We start from the raw sequence: 17,529 nt of genomic DNA on the forward strand, positions 1-17,529 counted from the left end.
CTCACATGCCCCCCGGGCCGGCCGTCACGGGCGCAAGCGCAATCCGGGCGATCGTGAAGATCCCGTAAGCGGCGCCGCCGATGGCGTAGAAATTGAGCAGGACGAGCGCCAGCAGCAGCATCGGCCCGTGGACATAATCCTCGATCAGCACCTGCAGCCCCAGCCTCAGGTGCCAGAATACGCTGACGACCATCAGGATCAGCGCCAGCGCGACCATCGGGTCCGACGCCCAGCGCAGCACCGCGGCATGATCGCCGAGCGGCAGGCGGATCAGCGACACGAACAGGAAGCCGACGAGCAGGATGTTGCCGAGTGCGGTCAGTCGCTGTTGCAGCCAGTGCTGCGACCCGTGCCCCGACGAGCCAAGCCCGCGGACCTTGCCGAGATGCGTGCCATCGCCCATCAGAGTGCCTCCGCCATGATATAGAGCCAGGTCGCAGCGGTCGCGAATACGCCCGCGGCGATCACGACGGTCGACCACAGCTTGTTCGATTTGAGTTCATAGCCCGCGCCGGTGTCGAGCACGAAGTGACGCAGCCCCGAAAACAGGTGCTGGAAAAATGCCCAGGTCAATCCGACAAGGACGATCTTGCCCAGAATATTGGTGATCTGGTGGAACAGGCTGATTTCGGGGCTGGGATCATGCCAGATGCACGCAACGAACGCCGCATAAGCCTCCGGCCCCGCGGCGATCGCGCCCAGCCACCACAGGAACAGACCCGCGCCGACTATAGCCAGCCCGTCACCGCTCGCGCGGTGCAGGATCGACACCGCCATATGCGGCCCCCATTTATACACCTGCAAATGCGGTGCGCGCGGGCGCGCGCTCGGTTCGTTTCCAGCCATATCAGCCCCGTTCCTGACTCTGTTCGGTCGATGCGCGCCGGTTTAGCGCGGCGCGCGCGATATGCAATTGCTTAGGCGCGTGGGGGTGCAATTGGGTCGGCTAACGACCAGAACACGACATTCATAGCATCGTCATCCTGAACTTGTTTCAGGATCCATGGCCGGTCGGTTCCTTCGACGCCGCGCCAAATTCGAGCTCAGGCCATGGATGCTGAAACAAGTTCAGCATGACGAACGATCGTGAACGCACGTCCGCTCCCCACCTAACGGCGGCCATTTCGCCGCCTTACTTGATCTTGTCGCGGTTCGCGTAAAGCAACGCCGCGATTACCGCCGCCGACCCGATCCCCAGCCCCGCCGCCGCGGCCGTTTTCCAGCCGCGCTTGCCGCCCTTTGCCGCCGCTTCGGCGGCGTCGGCGGCTTCCTTCTGCTGGCGCTGTTCGCGCGCGGCGCGCAGCACTTCATTTTCCTCGGGCGCGTCGTCGTGCGGCGGCGGGGGAGTCTGGTCGGTCATTCTTGCACCTATGTCCTTGTTATCAGGCGAGTGCCTGCTCCACAGGCACATAATCGGTTCCGATCGCTTCCGCTACGGCTTCGAACGTCACCTTACCATTCCAGACGTTCAGACCCTGCGCAAGATGCACGTCGCGCTTCAACGCTTCCTTCCAACCCAGGTCGGCGATGCGCAGCGCGTGCGGCAGGGTGACGTTGTTGAGCGCATAGGTGCTGGTGCGCGCGACCGCGCCCGGCATGTTGGCGACCGCATAATGGACGATGCCGTCGACGACATAGGTCGGGTCGGCGTGCGTTGTCGCATGGCTCGTTTCAAAACAGCCGCCCTGGTCGATCGCGACGTCGACGAGCACCGAGCCTGCCTGCATCGTCGCCAGCATGTCGCGGGTGACGAGCTTGGGCGCTTCGGCGCCGGGGATCAGCACCGCGCCGATGACCAGATCGGCCTCGGCCACGCATTCGGCGAGGTTGGCGCGGTTCGAAAAGCGCGTCTTGGCACGCGATTCAAAGAAGGTGCCGACGCGTTCGAGCACTTCGGGATCGCGGTCGAGGATGGTGACGTCGGCGCCGAGGCCCGCGGCCATCTGCGCCGCGTTGAAACCGACGACGCCGCCGCCGATCACGCATACCTTGCCCGGCGCGACGCCCGGAACGCCGCCCAAAAGCACGCCGCGACCGCCATGCGCCTTTTCGAGCGCGGTCGCGCCGGCCTGGATCGACATGCGCCCCGCAACCTGGCTCATCGGCTTCAGGAGCGGCAGGCCGCCGTGCGGGGAGGTCACGGTTTCATAGGCGATGCACACCGCACCCGATTTCATCAGGTCGCGCGTCTGGTCGGGATCGGGCGCGAGGTGGAGGTAGGTGTAAAGGATCTGCCCTTCGCGCAGCATCGCGCGCTCACCGGGCTGCGGCTCCTTGACCTTCACCACCATGTCAGCGGTCGCGAAAATTTCCTCGGCGGTCTGGACGATCTCGGCGCCCGCTTCGACATAAAAACGGTCGTGCGCGCCGATGCCCTCGCCGGCGCCGGTCTGCACCAGCACGCGGTGGCCGTGCGCGCTGAGTTCGCGGGCGCTTTCGGGCGTCAGCCCGACGCGATATTCGTGATTCTTGATTTCCTTGGGGGTGCCGATGATCATTGTCGCTCTCCATTAGTTCGCCGCCGGTCGCGCTGGTCCGGCGCCGCGTCGTTCATGGCTCTGCCCAATAGCAGGTTTGGGGCGCGAGGTGCTTGCATATCGTCGCTGGTTTCGCGACAAATGCGCACAAATCACGCGCAAAACTGATCAAGGACGCACAATGATTGATCGAATCGATCGTAAGCTTCTCGACATGCTGCAACGCAGCGGTCCGCGCCCCGCCGCCGAACTGGGCGAAGCGGTCGGGCTGTCGGCGTCGGCGTGCCACCGGCGCATCCGCGCGCTGGAGGCGGCCGGGATCATCACCGGCTATACCGCGCGCCTCGCCCCCGATCGCATCGGCCTGGGGCTTGACGTGTTCGTCGACATCAGCCTGACCTCGCAAAGCGAAGAGGCGCTGACCGCGTTTGAAAGCGCGGTCAAAAGCTTTGACGAAATCCTCGAATGCCAGCTGCTTTCCGGTGCCTCCGACTACCGACTGCGCGTCGCGGCGCGCAACGTCGCCGATTTCGACCGGCTTCACCGCCACTGCCTGTCGCGCCTGCCCGGGGTCGCCGCGATGCACAGCGCCTTCGCGCTCCGCACGATCAAGGCGTTCGAGGGGTATCCGGTCCCTGCCAGCGAAGCGTCCTAACCACGAAAATCGCAGCGCTGGTTAACGCGCAATTTACCAAAAGCACCGCATAGCCCGGTCCTGTGTTTTGCGGATGACAGGCGGGCGACAGACTCGCGCGTCAGGATCGATCAGGGAAGCAGGATCATGGTGAAGGAAAATCCGATTCATAAGCAGCAAATCGACCCGATTTCGATGGCCGACCGCTTCCCCTATTATGACCTCGACGGCCAGCTGGCCGCGCACGCCGCCGACATTCATACGATCATCGCCGGACGCGAGGACGCCGTTGCGCGCGCCTATTGGGATGCGTTCAACGCGCTGCCCAGCGTCGAACGCGCGGTCGAGGGCGAGTTGCTCGAATCCTATGTGCGCGGCAGCGCGCGGCACACCGAAACCAAATATGCCGACGCCGCCGGACAGGAAGTCGCGACGATCGCCTGCCAGAACGCGCATATGGCGCGCCGGGTTAAACTGCCGCTCGCGTCGGTGATGTCGTGCATCGCCGAAAGCCAACGGCTGACGATCGAATATGTCGTCGCCGCCTGCATCGACGATGCGCCGCGGCTCGCGCGGCTGACGAGCGCGATCAACCGGCTGGCGCTGCTCGAATTCGACATCATGCAGCGCTATGCAGAAAAGCTCGACCGTGCGGTGATTTCCAGCGAACGCCAGACGCTGGCAGGCGATTTCGATCGCTCGATCGCCTCGTTGGTCCAGGACACCGACGGGGTGCGCGAACAATTGGCCAAGCAAGCCGCCTCCGCCGATCAGGCGGCCAAGGGCATGATCGCCAAGACCAGCGAAGTCGCCGCCGCATCCGAACAATCGGCGATGGCGATGCGCGAGGCCGCCTCGACCGCCGCCGGGCTGATCCGCGCGATCGAGGATGCGCGCAGCGAGGTCGAGGCATCGGCCAGCGTGGCCACCCGCGCGTCGGAACAGGCGGGCGAGGCGGTCGCGATGTCCGAAACGCTATCGCACCACGCCGAATCGATCGAGTCCATTTTGGGCCTGATCCGGGAGATTGCGGGCCAGACCAACCTGCTCGCGCTGAACGCCACGATCGAGGCAGCGCGCGCCGGCGAATCGGGCCGCGGCTTCGCCGTCGTCGCGCAGGAAGTCAAAAGCCTGGCCAACGAAACCGCGCGCGCCACCGACGATATTGCGGGCAAGATCACCGCGATCCAGCAGGCGACGCGCGGATCGGTGAGTGCCAACCAGTCGATCCAGCAGACGATCGTCGAGGTCCAGCGCTCGGCGCAACGCATCCGCGACGCGATGGACGCGCAGGCGCAGACCGTCACCTCGATCACCGCCGCGGTCGACGAAACCGCGCTTGCCGCCGACAGCATGTCGTCGACGATCGCCAGCATCCGCAACGATTCGGGGATGGTCGCGAACGAAATCAGCGTGCTCAGCCAGGAATTCGGCAAGATGGGCGGGCGGCTTCAGCAGCTGGAACAAGCCGCGAGCGAGTTCAGCCGCCGGGTGGCGTAAGGGTACAAATTTGATCCGTTCGTGTCGAGCGAAGTCGAGACACGCGAGGCCATGCACAAACGCAACGTGTCTCTACTTCGCTCGACACAAACGGAACGAGGAAAGTCCTGACGCTATGGGTCGCGGTTTGGCGGTTGGACTGCCGCCATTGCATCGCTAAAGCCGCTCCATGCAAACCCACATCCTGATCACCGGCGCCAGCCGCGGCATCGGCGCCGCGATCGCCGCCGCGCTGACCTCGGACGCCACTAGGACGGTCGCGCTGTCGAGCGCCGACGGCGACCTTGCGGACCCGGCAGTCCCGGCCCGTCTGTGGCATCAAAGTATCGACCAACTCGATGGCCGCATCGATGTGCTGGTCAACAACGCCGGAATCTTTGAAGCCAGCCCGCTCGATGACGACGATGACGTCTGGCTCGCCAGCTGGAACCGCACGCTTCAGATCAACCTGACCGCCAGCGCCGACCTCTGCCGCCGCGCTGTCCTCCACTGGCAGGACCACAAAGCCTCAGGCCGCATCGTCAACATCGCCAGCCGCGCCGCGCACCGCGGTGACAGCCCCGCGCACTGGCATTATGCCGCATCGAAAGGCGGGATGGTCGCGATGACCAAGACAATCGCGCGCGCCTATGCCGCCGAGGGCATCCTTGCCTTTGCGATCTGCCCGGGCTTCACCATGACCGGTATGGCCGACGACTATCTCGCCAGCCGCGACGGTGACAAGCTGCTCGCCGACATTCCGCTGGGCCGGGTCGCACTGCCGAAGGAGGTCGCCGAAATGGCGCGCTGGTGCGCGCTCGATGCGCCCGCGTCGATGACCGGCGCGGTGCTCGACATCAATGGCGCCAGCTATGTGCGCTGACCGATGAGCTGGATCGTCTCCCTCCCCTGCACCCGCGCCGAGGCCGAGGCGCTGTCGGGCGAAATTCATGAACTCGATGCGCTGCCCGAGGCGCCCGTCATCGTCACGCGCGAAATCGACGAGGAGGCCGGACTGTGGCAGCTCGACGCCTATGTCGATGACAAGCCCGACGCGGCGTTGCTGGCGCTGCTCCAGTCGCTCGTACCAAGCGCAAAGGGAGTGAAGCCCACCGCCGAACAATTGCCCGAGGAGGATTGGGTCACGCTGTCGCAGCAGGGGCTCGAACCCGTGCAGGCGGGGCGCTTTTTCGTCCATACGAGCAGCCACGCCGACCGCATTCCGCCCGGCACCACCCCTTTTCTGATCGACGCGAGCCAAGCGTTCGGCACCGGCGGCCACGACACGACCGCGGGGTGCCTAGCGATGCTCGACCGCCTTGCGCGGCAGGGCGCCAGTCCGCGCAATATTGCCGACATCGGCACCGGCACCGGACTGCTCGCCTTTGCCGGGCTGGCGCTGTGGCCGCGCGCGAAAATGATCGCGTCCGACATCGATCCCGCGAGCATCTTCGTCACCCGCGACAATGCCGCGATCAACCGCGTGCCGCTCGGCCGCGGCGGCGGACGCCTCGCGCTCGCGGTGGCGCCGGGGACCAACCATCCCGCGATCCGTCACCGCGCGCCTTATGATCTGGTCATCGCCAATATCCTTGCCGGGCCGCTGATCACCCTTGCTCCCGACATCGGCGCCGCGACCGCGCCGGGCGGCCACGCCATCCTCGCAGGGTTGATCGCGCGGCAGATGGAACCAGTGCTCGCCGCCTACCGCGCGCAGGGCTTTCGCCTGGTGGCGCGCGGGGGCAGCGCCGAATGGCCGTGCCTGCTGCTCGTCAAGCGCCGCCGCTATGGCTGGCGCCGCAAGGAACGCGCCTTCCACCGCGCCGACCCGGCGGACGCAAGTTTCGGGAGCTGGTAGAAGACCGCCGCCGTGCCCGTTCGTGTCGAGCGAAGTCGAGACACGCATGAGTGGCGCGAGACTTCACGGTGTCTCGACTTCGCTCGCCACGAAGGGGTTCAGGCGGTTTGCTTGCCTAGCGCATAATCCTGCGTGCCGCGCGTGATCACCTCATCACCCGGCAAGATATCCGCGATCGCGATCGGCGGCAGCGCGTCATTCGCGGCATAAAGCGGCGCAAAATCGGTGTTCACCGTTGTGTCGAGCAGCTGGTCGAGGCTGTCGATGACGAAATAATTCTGCTGGAAATCGTCGATTCGATAATCGGTCCGCATCACCCGCGCGAGGTCGAAACCGATGCGATTGGGGCTGTCGCTGTCGAGCGCAAACACGCTTTCGGCATAGGAGGACACGATCCCGGCGCCATAAATCCGAAGACCGCCCGCCTCGCGGATCAGCCCGAACTCGACCGTGTACCAGTAAAGCCGTGCCAGCTGTTTCAGCGCATCGAATTGCAGGCTGCGCAGCCCGCCCTCGCCATAAGCGACCATATAATCGGCGAACACCGGGTCGGCGAGCATCGGGACATGGCCGAACACGTCGTGGAACACGTCGGGTTCCTGAAGATAGTCGAGCTGATCGGGCGTGCGGATGAAATTGCCCGCCGGGAAACGCCGGTTGGCGAGATGGTCGAAAAACACATCATCGGGAACCAGCCCCGGCACCGCGACGACCTGCCACCCCGTCGCGTCCATCAACCGCGCGTTGAGCTCGCGATAATCGGGAATCCCCGGCTTTTCGAGGCGCAGCACGTCGATCCCGCGCAGAAACGCCTCCGACGCGCGGCCGGGCAGCATCGCCGACTGGCGCGCGAACAGCCTGTCCCACATCGCATGTTCGGCGGCGGTGAAGGCGTCCCAATTTTGCGAAATCGTCCAGTCGGACGCGGCACCCGGCGGCGGCGTTTCGTGGACATGGGTAAAGCCGTCTTTCATGAGAACCGTCTAGCATAAAAAAGTTTCAAATGAAACCGTCTCGACCGGGCCGCAGCAGCCGAATCTGGCCATAGCCGCGTTCGACCTCCCCGGCCCCGGCCAATATACGCAGCGCCGCACCCAGCGTCACCCGCGAAACGCCGAGCAGGTCCGCAAGCTGCTGCTGCGTCGCGGTCACCCGGTCGCCCTCGTCACTTTCGCGCGCCATCGTGCGCAGCAGGCCGAGCAGCCGGTCGGGGGTCGACAGCCGCCGCTCGGCGTCGATTGTGTCGAGCGTCGCCGCAAGCTGACGCGACAGGCTCCGCAGCAACAGCTCGGCCCAGCCAACGTCGGCGGCCATCAGCTGGCGCAGCAAGGGGCGGTCGATCGCCACCAGCCGCGCCGGACCGCTGGCGAGCGCATCGACCTGGCGCGGCACTCCGGTGAAAAAGGCAAGCTCGCCGAACAGGTCGCCCGCGCCGAGCACGCCGAAATGCGTAAATCCGCCGTCAGCGGCAAAGCGCCCGACGGTGACATGGCCCTCGACCACCGCCCAGAATTCCCGACCCGGATCGCCCTGATACTGGATAAACTGGCCGTCGGCGAAATCGCGCACCCGCGCGCGCGCCGTCAGCTGCGCCAGTTCGCGCGGCGACAGCGTCGAGCGTTCGGCCATCGCAAATTGATAAGTTCTTTGCATTTCGAGGCGCGACACTGTGGCAAACAGCGGGGCATGGCAAGCAACGACTTGTCACTGGCCATGGGAGTGCCGCGACATGCATCTGACCACCGCCCAGTCGAGCGCGATCGTCGCGGCGATCTTTCTCGGCTTCTGCCTCATCGAGCTGATCCGCACCCGCCTGTTCGCGAAGGACGAGCAGGCGCGCCACGACGGGATCATCGAAATCATCAGCACCTTCATGCTGCTGATCGTCACCCAGCCGACGATCCTGCTGGTGGTCGGCGCGCTCGGCCACCGCTTCTTTCCGCAATATGAGGGGGCGCTTGCGAATGCGCCCTTCTTGGCCGCGCTCGCGCTGTTCCTCGTCTTCGAGGATATGATGCAATATTGGTGGCACCGCGCGAGCCACAGCTTTGCGTGGCTCTACAACCTCCACCGCGCGCACCATAATGCGCGCTATATGAGCGTACGGCTCGTCTATCGGAACAACATCATCTATTATGCGATGATGCCGAGCATCTGGTTCGCGGGCGTGCTCGTCTATCTCGGGCTCGGCTGGTTCTATGCGGGCTATCTGGTGGTCAAGATGGCGGTGATCATCGGCGCGCACAGCGATGTCGCGTGGGATGCGCCGCTCTACCGGATCAAGGCACTGTCGCCGCTGATGTGGGTCGTCGAACGCACGATCAGCACCCCGGCGACGCACCACGCGCACCACGGCCGCCACGCCGACGATCCGGCGGTGAACTACAAGGGCAATTTCGGGAACCTGCTGTTCTTTTGGGACGTGCTCTTCGGCACCGCGAAGATCACGCGGCATTATCCGGCGAGCTACGGCGTCGAAAATCTGCCGCCAGCGACGCTGGGGCAGCAGCTCCTGTGGCCGATCTTTCCCGAGAATAAGGACATGAACGCACGCGTCCCCGGCGCCGTGCCGTCGGCGCCGGGGACGGCGGCGGCAACGACCTAGACCGCGACTCCGAGCCAGCGCGCCGCGCGCGGCAGGCGCGGGAGCAACAGCCGATCGACGACCCATAGCAAGATCAGCGACGCGGCGAGCAGCGGTAGCAGCGCGGCGAGCAACAGGATGATCGCCGTCAAGCCTTTCAGCTTCGCCGGGTCGCGCGGCAGCGGCGGGGCGCCCAGCGCATCGCCGGGCTTGCGGCGGCGCCACATCAGGAAACCCGACACCGCAAGCGTCATCAGCATCAGCGCGGTGAGCACCCCGATCAGCTGGCTGACGATCCCGAACAGCGCGCCCTCGTGCCACGCGATGCCGATGCCGACGATACGGTCGATGACATGTTTGTCGGCAAAGCCGCTGCGCGACACCTCGATCCCGGTGACGACGTCATAACTCACCTTGCGCACGAGCGGGCGGTTCTGCGTCTGGGTGGTCAGCGTCCAGGTGTCGCCATTGGGCGGCCCGAACATGTTCGGCGCCCCCGGCGGCTGGATGATCACCGGCGCGGGCAGGTTTTCGTTTTGCGCGCGCAGGACGATGCGGTCGAGCGGGACGCGCGGCGCATCGCTGACCGCGACTGGCGCGGGCATCGCCTTTGCCATCGCACTGTGGTCATGTGCAGCATGGTGGTTGGCATGGCCGCCGCTTTTCCAGTCCTGCGCGCCCTGCACCCACCCCATTTCGGCGCGCGCCGCACGAAAGCCCTGCGCCCAGACATCGGTCCACGGCAAGGCAGTGAGCAGCAGCACCAGCGCCAGTCCCGACACCCAAAAGCCGGTGACGGCGTGAAGGTCGCGCAGTGCGGTGCGCCGGCCGAGCGACAGGCGCGGCCACACGACCCCTGCCGCCCCGCGCCCGCGCGGCCACCACAGATACAGGCCGGTCAGGATCATCACGATCGCCCAACTCGCGGCGAGTTCGACGATGATCCCGCCCGCGCGCCCGATCAGCAGGCTGCCGTGGATTTTTGCCAGCCACGCCGAAATCCGGTCGTCGGGATTGGCCGACCCGATCACCTCTCCCCGCGGCGCCACCGCCACATCGCGCATCGTGCCATTTGGCAGCCCGACATGGACGATCGCCGCATCGCCCGGCGCCTCGGGCACCCGGTAATAGTGAAAGCTCGCGCCCGGAAAAGCGGCGAGCGCCGCCGCGACCTGCGCGTCGGCATCGACCCGCTCGGCGGTCGGCAGATCGCGCCATCCGCGCTCCTGCCACCGGTCAAGCTGCGGCTTGAACAGATAGGCCGCGCCCGTCACCGACAGCAGCAGGATGAAGGGGATGACGAACAGCCCGGCATAAAAATGCCAGCGCCAGATCGTGCGATAGAGCGGAATCCGGTTGATGTCGGTCATCCCCTGTCCTTTCGCTTAAAAGCGCGCGCGAATACCGGCGGACACCGCGCGGCGCTCGACCGGATAATAGACCGCCGATGCCGGGGTCACGGTGATCGCCGCGCTAATATCGCCGATCGCTTTCTTGCCGGTGATGTTGCGGACATCGACGAACGCGTCGATCCCTTCGGCGATCCGCGCCCCGCCGGTCACGCCCAGCAGGGCATAGCCGGGTGTCTGGACGAGGTTGCGGTAATCGGCGAACGGCCCATCGGGCACCCACTCGACATTCGGCGCGATATGCAGCGCGTCGCTACCGATTCGCGCCTCGGCCCGATAAACATGCTTCGGCACCACCGGCAGCCGGTTGTCGCCGAACTCGCTGTCGTTCCGGAAGCGAAAGTCGCTGTAGGTGTAAACCTGCCGCAGCCGCAGCCAGTCGGTCGGCGCAACTTCCAGCGCCGCCTCGACCCCCTGGTGCAGCGTCCGGTCGGCGTTGAAGGTCGCCGCCGGGATGCTGACATTGGTGGTGAACTGCAGCAATTCGCCCTTCAGCGTCGAGCGATAGAGCGCCAGATCCCAGTGGACGATCCCCGCCTTACCGCGCGTCCCGACCTCAGCCGTCCACGCGCCTTGCGGACGGATCGTCGAGACGACCTGACTGATCGGAGGCGTGCCGATATTCTGGAACACTTCGCCAAAGCCCGGAAATTCCGCCGAGCGGCTGTAGTTGGCGAAGAACTGCACGTCGGCGCTCGGTTCGAACAACAAGCCGAGCTTGGGCGAAAAGGCGTCGAAGTCGATCCGCCCGTCGCGCGACGTGGAGACGTTGACGCGCCGCTTGCGGAAGCCATCGGCATAGACGCCGCCCGCGATCAAGGTCAGCTGACGGGTCGGCCGCACCCGCACCTCGCCATACATATTGGCGGTGCGCGCGGTCTGGTCGGCATCGAACACCAGCGCGCCGCGCCGCCCGTCGATATTGACGAACTGTCGTGCGTCGGTGCTGCCGCGCCGCAGCTCGCCGCCCAGCGTCACCTCGACAGGCCCACTCGCATAATCGGCCCGGAAGAAGCCGCCGACATCGAGCGAATCCTGATCGATCACCTGAAAGATCGGGTGGTACAGCGACTTGGCGTTGACGAACCCGCCAACGTCAAGCTTGAACGCGCCCCAATCGAACGAGGTCCGGTTCTGCAGCCGCAGCGACACAATGTCGCGCGCCTGATCGCCCGCCACCGCCGCCGGGCTGGCGATGCGCGGCGTGGTGAGCGCCTGGTCAAAGGTCAGCGCGCCGGGAATTTCCTGCTTGATGTCGTTGTAGCTGGCATAAATGCGCGTCGACACGACGTCGCTGAGCTTCAGCCCGACATTGCCGTGAAAGCGAAAGCTGCGCCGGTTGACATGGTCGCGGTCGCCGCTCGACGTGTCGGCGCTGACCGCCGCCCACGCATCGACGCGCTCGCCCGCCACGCCCGCCGACACCAGCCCGCGATAGCTGTCGAAACTGCCGACATCGCCGCGCAGGTAGAAGCCTTCAGCGGTGCGCCCGGTCGGCGTCACGCCATTGACCGCGCCGCCCAGGGTACCCGACCCGAAGCGCAAGGCGTTGGCGCCGTGATAGACCTCAAGATGATCGAAAAAGATCGGCTCGAGCTCCTGGAAGTCGCCATTGTCGTCGGCCAGGTTGATCGGCACCCCGTCCTGCAGCAGCGTCAGGCCGCGCATATGGAAACCGCGCGACAGTCCCGATCCGCGGATCGAAATGCGTACCTCCTGCCCGTAACGCGGCTGGAGATAGACGCCGGGCGAAAAGGCCAGTGTGTCGCGCAGCGAAACGATCGATTTGTCGGCATAATCCTGATGGCTGACGACGTCGGCACCGCCCGCGGTCTTTTGGGCGCGCGTTTCAGCGTCGTTAGTCAGTTCGGGGGCGGTGACGATGATCGTCGGATCGGCTTCGGCCTCGGCGGCCTGAGCCGCGGCAGGGACGAGCGAGAGGACGAGCGCGAGCAAAGGCGCCGCCCGATAGGCAGTTTTGGTCATGGGCAATTTCTTCCCGATATGTAGATGATGGAGCCGCGCGGCAGGACCAGCGCGACAATTCAAGTCGTCATCCCGGCGCACGCCGGGATCTCACCGTCGCATCAATGCGCAGCGGCGAGGCTCCGGCCTCCGCCGGAACGACACATCATGCGTGGGAAGGCGGCCCCGTACTCGGCGGCAGCGGCGAGGCGATGCCGGGGGCAAAACCCAGCGATCGTACCGCAACCGGCGTCGGCGCCGCCACCATTGGCGCGGCGGCCAAAATCGGCTCATCGGGAACGATCGGCGCATTCGCCAGCGCCCCCCACGGGCAATGTTGTTGCGTCTCGCCCGCATCATGGCTGCCCGCTTTTTCCAGCGGGATCGTCACCGTCTTGCCGGGGTCGGTCGGGTCCGAACAGATGCGCACCGTGATCGACCCACCCGCATCGCTCTCGATCATCCACCCCGGCGCCACCAACACCCGCGCGCCGAGCGCGAGCAGCAGCGGCAGCAGCAGCAAAATACCGGGACGGCGAAAGGCGGCGAGCAGGCTCACGCGGCGGCCTTTATGGCCACGGGGCGGGCGTGGCAAGTATGGAACCGTAGCCCTGAGCCTGTCGAAGGGCGCTTCACTGAGAAGCGCCCTTCGACAGGCTCAGGGCTACGGCAGAAAAGGCTCAAATCACTCCGCCGGCGTCTCGTCGATCTTCTTCCCCGTCCGCCGCCACGGATACAGGAACTGCCCCCAATAATGTTTCGGCACATCCTCGGGAATGCCATAATTCTCCGGCCAGCGGTCCTTCGGCAGATGAAACGTCCCGAAAATCTTGTCGAGCCACGGAAAGTGGATCGCAAAATTGACGTCGAACGCCTCGCGCTCCAGCCCGTGGTGCCAATGATGAAAGCGCGGCGTCGCGATCCAGTGGCCGAGCCGGTTGAAATTGCCCCCGACATTGGCGTGGAGCAGCGACGACCACACATAGACAAAGCCGATATAGGCCTGCATCACTGACGGGCTGAACCCGAGGGTGAACAGCGGCAGCGAAGTGATCGAGCGGAGCAGGATGATCTCGACGAAATGCATCCGCGACCCCGCCAGCCAGTCCATCGATTTGGCGCTGTGGTGGATCGCGTGAAAGCCCCACAGGAACGGTATCTTGTGGAACAACCGGTGGTACCAATATTGCGCGAGGTCGGAGGCGACGAGGACGATCGCGAACTGAACCAGCCACGGCAGCGACGCGACGGTGGCGCGGAACGTATCCCAGCTGTTCGTACTCTCGTTGATGATCGTCGACGGCGCGAGCGCCAGAAAGCCCAGCACCTGCACGAACATCGTGCTGACCAGATAGTAGAACAGATCCTCGCGCCATTCGGTGCGGAACAGGCGCTGCGAGCGGCGGTGCGGGAACAGGCGTTCGAGCGGCGCGAACATGAAGCCGGTGATCAGCAGGTTGACGACGAAAAAGTCGAGCCCGAAGAAAATCCCCCAGCTTCGCGTCTCCTCGGGCTGGACATTGGCGCCGCCGAACAGCGTTGCGGCGAGCGCAATCATCAGCGCGGTCGCACCCAGCACCTTGCGCGGGCGGAGCAGCAGGCTGAGCAGTGCGAGCCCATAGCTCGCCAGCAGCACCAGATGCACCAGCCCGCGAAACCCGCCCCAATCCTTGATGATCGCCAGTTCCGGCGTCGCAAACCAGTCGGGAAAGCGCAGCGCGACGACCATGCCGAAGCCGACGATGGCAAACAGCAACGCGAAGAACCCCGACAGCCACCCGCTGCCAAAGCGCCGCACCTCGGTATGCGATTCCAGATCGCGCATCAGGTTGGTCAGATAGTCACGCTTGGCCATTTGGTCCCCCAACCCCATTTGCGCGGCGTCGTCTGTGACGGCGCGCACGCGACAATAGCCGATCCTCCCCCACCGGGGAGGATCACTACCCCGCCGCCGCCACAATCTTCGCCCACTCGGCCTCGTCGATGACCCTGATCCCGAGCGCCGCGGCCTGCTTGAGCTTCGATCCCGCGCCCGGCCCCGCGACGACCAGGTCGGTCTTGGCGCTCACCGATCCCGCCGCCTTCGCGCCCAAAGCTTCGGCTTGCGCTTTCGCTTCGTCGCGGCTCATCGTCTCCAGCTTGCCGGTGAACACGACGGTCATCCCCGACACCTCGCTGTCACGCGTTTCGACCACATAAGGCGGCGGCGACACTTCGGACAACAGATCATCCCACAGCGCGCGGTTGTGCGGCTCGTGGAAAAAATCGCGCAATGCTTCATTGACCGCGGTGCCAACGCCGTCGATCTCAAAATAGTTGGCTGGAGCGGGAATTCGCGTGCCATCTTCGAGCCGATACATTTCATTCATCTGCTCCACTGCCGTCCGCAGCGTCGGCAATGTCACCAGCCTCTTCATCAAATCGCGCGCGGTCACCGCGCCAATGTGACGGATGCCCAGCCCGAACAGCAGCCGCGCCGCGTCGGGCGCGCGCTTCGCCTCGATCGCGGCGAGCAGATTGTCGACCGACTTTTCCTTCCACCCCTCGCGCGCCAGCAATTCATCGCGGCGCCGGTGCAGCCGGAAAATATCCGCCGGTCCCTTGTCGAGCCAGCCGAGCTCGAGAAATTCGGCGATGCTCTTCTCGCCCAGCCCCTCGATGTCGAGCGCGCCGCGGCTGACGAAATGGCGCAGCCGCTCGAACTTCTGCGCCGCGCAGATCAGCCCGCCGGTGCAGCGGACATCGACCTCGCCCTCCTCGGCGACCGCCTCGCTGCCGCACACCGGGCAATGGTCGGGAAAAACATACGGATCGCGCGCCTCCTCGCGGGTCAGATTTTCGACGACCTGCGGAATCACGTCGCCCGCGCGCTGCACCACGACCCGGTCGCTCGGGCGCACGCCCAGCCGCCCGATCTCGTCGCGGTTGTGCAGCGTCACATTCGACACCACCACCCCGCCGACGGTGACGGGGGTCAGCCGCCCTACCGGGGTCAATTTGCCGGTGCGCCCGACCTGGATGTCGATGGCCTCGAGCGTGGTTTGCGCGCGTTCGGCGGGGAATTTATGCGCGATGGCCCAGCGCGGCGCCTTCGCCACGAACCCCAGCCGCGCCTGCCAGTCGAGCCGGTCGACCTTGTACACGACGCCGTCGATGTCATAGGGCAGCTCGGCGCGCTCGGCTTCGATCATCCGGTAGTGCGCGAGAACCTCGGCAACATTCTCAAGCCGCTTCACCAGTGGCGACACCGGCACGCCCCAGGCCGCGATGCGCTGCATCATGGCGAACTGCGTCGTCTCGGGCAGGTCGCTCACCTCGCCCCAGCCGTGCGCAAGGAAGCGCAGCGGGCGCGACGCAGTGACGCTCGCGTCCTTCTGGCGCAGCGACCCCGCCGCGGCGTTGCGCGGATTGGCGAACTGGCGCGCCTTTTCGGGATCGTCGGCCTCGGCGAGCAGCCGGGCATTGAGCGCGGCGAAGTCGGCCTTCGCCATATAGACCTCGCCGCGGATCTCGAACACGTCGGGAACAGCGCCGTTCAGCTCCTGTGGAATATCGGCGATGGTGCGGACATTGGCCGTGACATCCTCGCCGACACTGCCGTCGCCGCGCGTCGCCGCCTGGACCAGCTTGCCGCGTTCATAGCGCAGCGAACAGGACAATCCGTCGATCTTGTCCTCCGCGGTCAGCGCGACCTGCGCGTCCTCGGGCAAATTCAGGAACCGCCGCACCCGCGCGACAAACTCGGCGACATCCTCGTCGGCGAACGCATTGTCGAGGCTCATCATGCGCTGCGCATGGGTAATTTTCGCGAGCGGCGACGCCTCGACCGCCGCGCCGACCAGCCGGTTCGGGCTGTCGGCGCGGATCAGGTGCGGGAAGGCCGCCTCGATCGCATTGTTGCGGCGGACGAGCGCGTCATAATCGGCGTCCGAAATCTCGGGACTGTCCTCGGCGTGGTAGAGCTTGTTATGATGCGCGATCGCCTTGGCCAGACGCATCAGTTCGTTAGCAGCATCGGCCTCGGTCAGCGATTCAATCTCGATCATGCGCGCGCTTTTGCCACCGGCGTGAACTCGGCGCGAGTGCCAAATCCGGCGATCAGCGGGCGCGCCTTGCTGATGGCGGCCTGCACCGCGGGTAGCTCGAGCGAGGCAGCGTGCGACGCCTTGGTGTCCCACAGCTCGACGATCCAGATCGCGTCCGCGTTCGCGCTGTCCTCGCCGATCAGATAGCCCATGTTGCCGGGCATCGCGTCGGTCGCTTCGGACAGGATCGCGACCAGCGCCGCCCGCTGGCCGGGCTGCGCCAGCATCTGGCCGATCAGCCCATATTCGGGAATCACTTCTTCCATTTGCGCCTCCAGCGCCTGCAGTTTTCGGTGTGGCAGCACCATCGCCGCCATCGCCAGCAACGCCGCCAGATGTTCGCGGCGGTTCATGCGCGGACGATCGCCAGCACATGCACCTCGCGCCGAATTCGAAAGCCGAGTGATTCATAGAGGCCGATCGCCCCCGCATTGTCGGCATAGCTGTGCAGGAAGGGCTGTTCGCCGCGCGCCACCATCTGACGCATGACATGGCCGATCAGCGTCCGCGCGAGCCCGCGGCCACGGCAATCCGCCCACGTGGCGACGCCGCTGACCTCGGCCATGCCGGGCATCAGCATCCTTTGCCCGGCCATCGCGAGCAGACGGTCCTGCTCGCGAACGCCGTAAAACGGCCCATACAGGTGCGTTTTAGGCCCCCATGGGCCCGGCTGGGCATGGGCAGCCAGCGTCGCCATTTCGGCGGTGTCGGCATCGCCCAGCGCGACGATTGCAGGCTCGCCCGGCCGCGGCTCTGGCGGCGGCCCCTCGGCGACCATCTGTGTCAGCGCGGCGCGCTTCACTTCGCGCGTCCCCGGCGGCAGCGGCCAAGGGTCACCCTCCACGATCCATAGATCCTCACCGGGAGGGATGAGCGCCGCCAACGCCTCCTGCGCCGCCGCGCCAGTGTCGGCAGCGACGCCGAAAACGCCATAGCCGCGGTCGAGGCGCAGCGCGCGCGCGTCGCCGGTGGCGAGATGCGCCTGCCGCCCGGTGAGCATGCTCCACACCGGGCGATCGAGCGGGTGCGCGGTCATTG

Annotated in this window: 18 protein-coding genes; 5 read left to right on the forward strand and 13 right to left on the reverse strand. The window is 65.8% G+C overall.

What is annotated here, in order from left to right; translation table 11 throughout:
* Position 1: 1 nt before the first annotated feature.
* From sdhD to ald, 4 genes are all read right to left on the reverse strand, one after another.
* Positions 2–403 carry a succinate dehydrogenase, hydrophobic membrane anchor protein gene (gene sdhD / locus FFS18_RS10760; protein WP_137870817.1) on the reverse strand — a complete coding sequence of 134 codons (402 nt, stop codon included), beginning with the start codon at positions 401–403 and terminating at the stop codon, positions 2–4.
* Positions 403–846: a succinate dehydrogenase, cytochrome b556 subunit gene (gene sdhC / locus FFS18_RS10765; RefSeq protein ID WP_137870818.1), complete on the reverse strand. Its 444-nt coding sequence runs from the start codon at positions 844–846 to the stop codon at positions 403–405. Before sdhC ends, sdhD begins: the two co-directional genes overlap by 1 nt.
* A gap of 286 nt (positions 847–1,132) precedes the next feature.
* The gene (locus tag FFS18_RS10770) at positions 1,133–1,360 is read right to left on the reverse strand and encodes a hypothetical protein (protein ID WP_137870819.1); all 228 of its coding nucleotides are present in this window, start codon (positions 1,358–1,360) and stop codon (positions 1,133–1,135) included.
* 22 nt (positions 1,361–1,382) lie between these two features.
* The gene (ald, locus tag FFS18_RS10775; protein ID WP_120215295.1) at positions 1,383–2,498 is read right to left on the reverse strand and encodes an alanine dehydrogenase; all 1,116 of its coding nucleotides are present in this window, start codon (positions 2,496–2,498) and stop codon (positions 1,383–1,385) included.
* A gap of 160 nt (positions 2,499–2,658) precedes the next feature.
* Between ald and FFS18_RS10780 the strand changes: the two genes are divergently transcribed.
* The 4 genes from FFS18_RS10780 to FFS18_RS10795 all read left to right on the forward strand — a co-directional run bounded on the left by FFS18_RS10780 (position 2,659) and on the right by FFS18_RS10795 (position 6,448).
* The gene (locus FFS18_RS10780; protein ID WP_137870820.1) at positions 2,659–3,132 is read left to right on the forward strand and encodes an Lrp/AsnC family transcriptional regulator; all 474 of its coding nucleotides are present in this window, start codon (positions 2,659–2,661) and stop codon (positions 3,130–3,132) included.
* A gap of 126 nt (positions 3,133–3,258) precedes the next feature.
* Positions 3,259–4,611 carry a methyl-accepting chemotaxis protein gene (locus FFS18_RS10785; RefSeq protein WP_137870821.1) on the forward strand — a complete coding sequence of 451 codons (1,353 nt, stop codon included), beginning with the start codon at positions 3,259–3,261 and terminating at the stop codon, positions 4,609–4,611.
* Between the two features lie 169 nt (positions 4,612–4,780).
* Entirely contained in the window at positions 4,781–5,473 is a 693-nt protein-coding gene (locus tag FFS18_RS10790; RefSeq protein ID WP_137870822.1) for an SDR family NAD(P)-dependent oxidoreductase, read from the forward strand.
* A gap of 3 nt (positions 5,474–5,476) precedes the next feature.
* Positions 5,477–6,448 (forward strand): 50S ribosomal protein L11 methyltransferase, encoded by a 972-nt coding sequence (locus FFS18_RS10795; RefSeq protein ID WP_137870823.1) that lies wholly within the window; start codon positions 5,477–5,479, stop codon positions 6,446–6,448.
* 98 nt (positions 6,449–6,546) lie between these two features.
* Here FFS18_RS10795 and phhA read toward each other — a convergent pair whose 3' ends face one another.
* Both phhA and FFS18_RS10805 read right to left on the reverse strand, forming a co-directional pair.
* Positions 6,547–7,422 (reverse strand): phenylalanine 4-monooxygenase, encoded by an 876-nt coding sequence (gene phhA, locus FFS18_RS10800; RefSeq protein ID WP_137870824.1) that lies wholly within the window; start codon positions 7,420–7,422, stop codon positions 6,547–6,549.
* Positions 7,423–7,447: 25 nt separating this feature from the next.
* Positions 7,448–8,101 carry a Crp/Fnr family transcriptional regulator gene (locus FFS18_RS10805; RefSeq protein ID WP_137870825.1) on the reverse strand — a complete coding sequence of 218 codons (654 nt, stop codon included), beginning with the start codon at positions 8,099–8,101 and terminating at the stop codon, positions 7,448–7,450.
* 76 nt (positions 8,102–8,177) lie between these two features.
* Here FFS18_RS10805 and FFS18_RS10810 point away from each other — a divergent pair, with 76 nt between their 5' ends.
* A complete protein-coding gene (locus tag FFS18_RS10810) occupies positions 8,178–9,053 on the forward strand; it encodes a sterol desaturase family protein (RefSeq protein ID WP_137870826.1) in 876 nt (291 codons plus the stop codon).
* On the opposite strand, the gene FFS18_RS10815 is transcribed toward FFS18_RS10810, so the two are convergent.
* The 7 genes from FFS18_RS10815 to FFS18_RS10845 form a co-directional block, all read right to left on the reverse strand.
* Positions 9,050–10,402, reverse strand: a complete 1,353-nt coding sequence (locus FFS18_RS10815; RefSeq protein ID WP_137870827.1) for a PepSY-associated TM helix domain-containing protein — start codon at positions 10,400–10,402, stop codon at positions 9,050–9,052. The two genes, FFS18_RS10810 and FFS18_RS10815, sit on opposite strands and share 4 nt — an antisense overlap.
* Before the next feature lie 15 nt (positions 10,403–10,417).
* Positions 10,418–12,427, reverse strand: a complete 2,010-nt coding sequence (locus FFS18_RS10820) for a TonB-dependent receptor family protein (RefSeq protein ID WP_137870828.1) — start codon at positions 12,425–12,427, stop codon at positions 10,418–10,420.
* A 145-nt stretch (positions 12,428–12,572) separates the two neighbouring features.
* Entirely contained in the window at positions 12,573–12,965 is a 393-nt protein-coding gene (locus FFS18_RS10825; protein ID WP_137870829.1) for a hypothetical protein, read from the reverse strand.
* 126 nt (positions 12,966–13,091) lie between these two features.
* Positions 13,092–14,261, reverse strand: coding sequence for a sterol desaturase family protein (locus FFS18_RS10830; RefSeq protein WP_137870830.1), 1,170 nt, complete (start codon positions 14,259–14,261; stop codon positions 13,092–13,094).
* Positions 14,262–14,346: 85 nt separating this feature from the next.
* On the reverse strand, positions 14,347–16,452 hold the full coding sequence (ligA, locus tag FFS18_RS10835; protein ID WP_137870831.1) for an NAD-dependent DNA ligase LigA: 2,106 nt from the start codon (positions 16,450–16,452) through the stop codon (positions 14,347–14,349).
* Complete coding sequence (locus tag FFS18_RS10840) at positions 16,449–16,844, reverse strand: putative quinol monooxygenase (protein ID WP_137870832.1); 396 nt, start codon at positions 16,842–16,844, stop codon at positions 16,449–16,451. Before FFS18_RS10840 ends, ligA begins: the two co-directional genes overlap by 4 nt.
* Entirely contained in the window at positions 16,841–17,527 is a 687-nt protein-coding gene (locus tag FFS18_RS10845) for a GNAT family N-acetyltransferase (protein ID WP_137870833.1), read from the reverse strand. The genes FFS18_RS10840 and FFS18_RS10845 overlap by 4 nt, the downstream gene beginning before the upstream one ends.
* Positions 17,528–17,529 lie beyond the last annotated feature (2 nt).

This window comes from Sphingopyxis sp. 2PD (genome assembly GCF_005503695.1).
Lineage (GTDB): Bacteria > Pseudomonadota > Alphaproteobacteria > Sphingomonadales > Sphingomonadaceae > Sphingopyxis.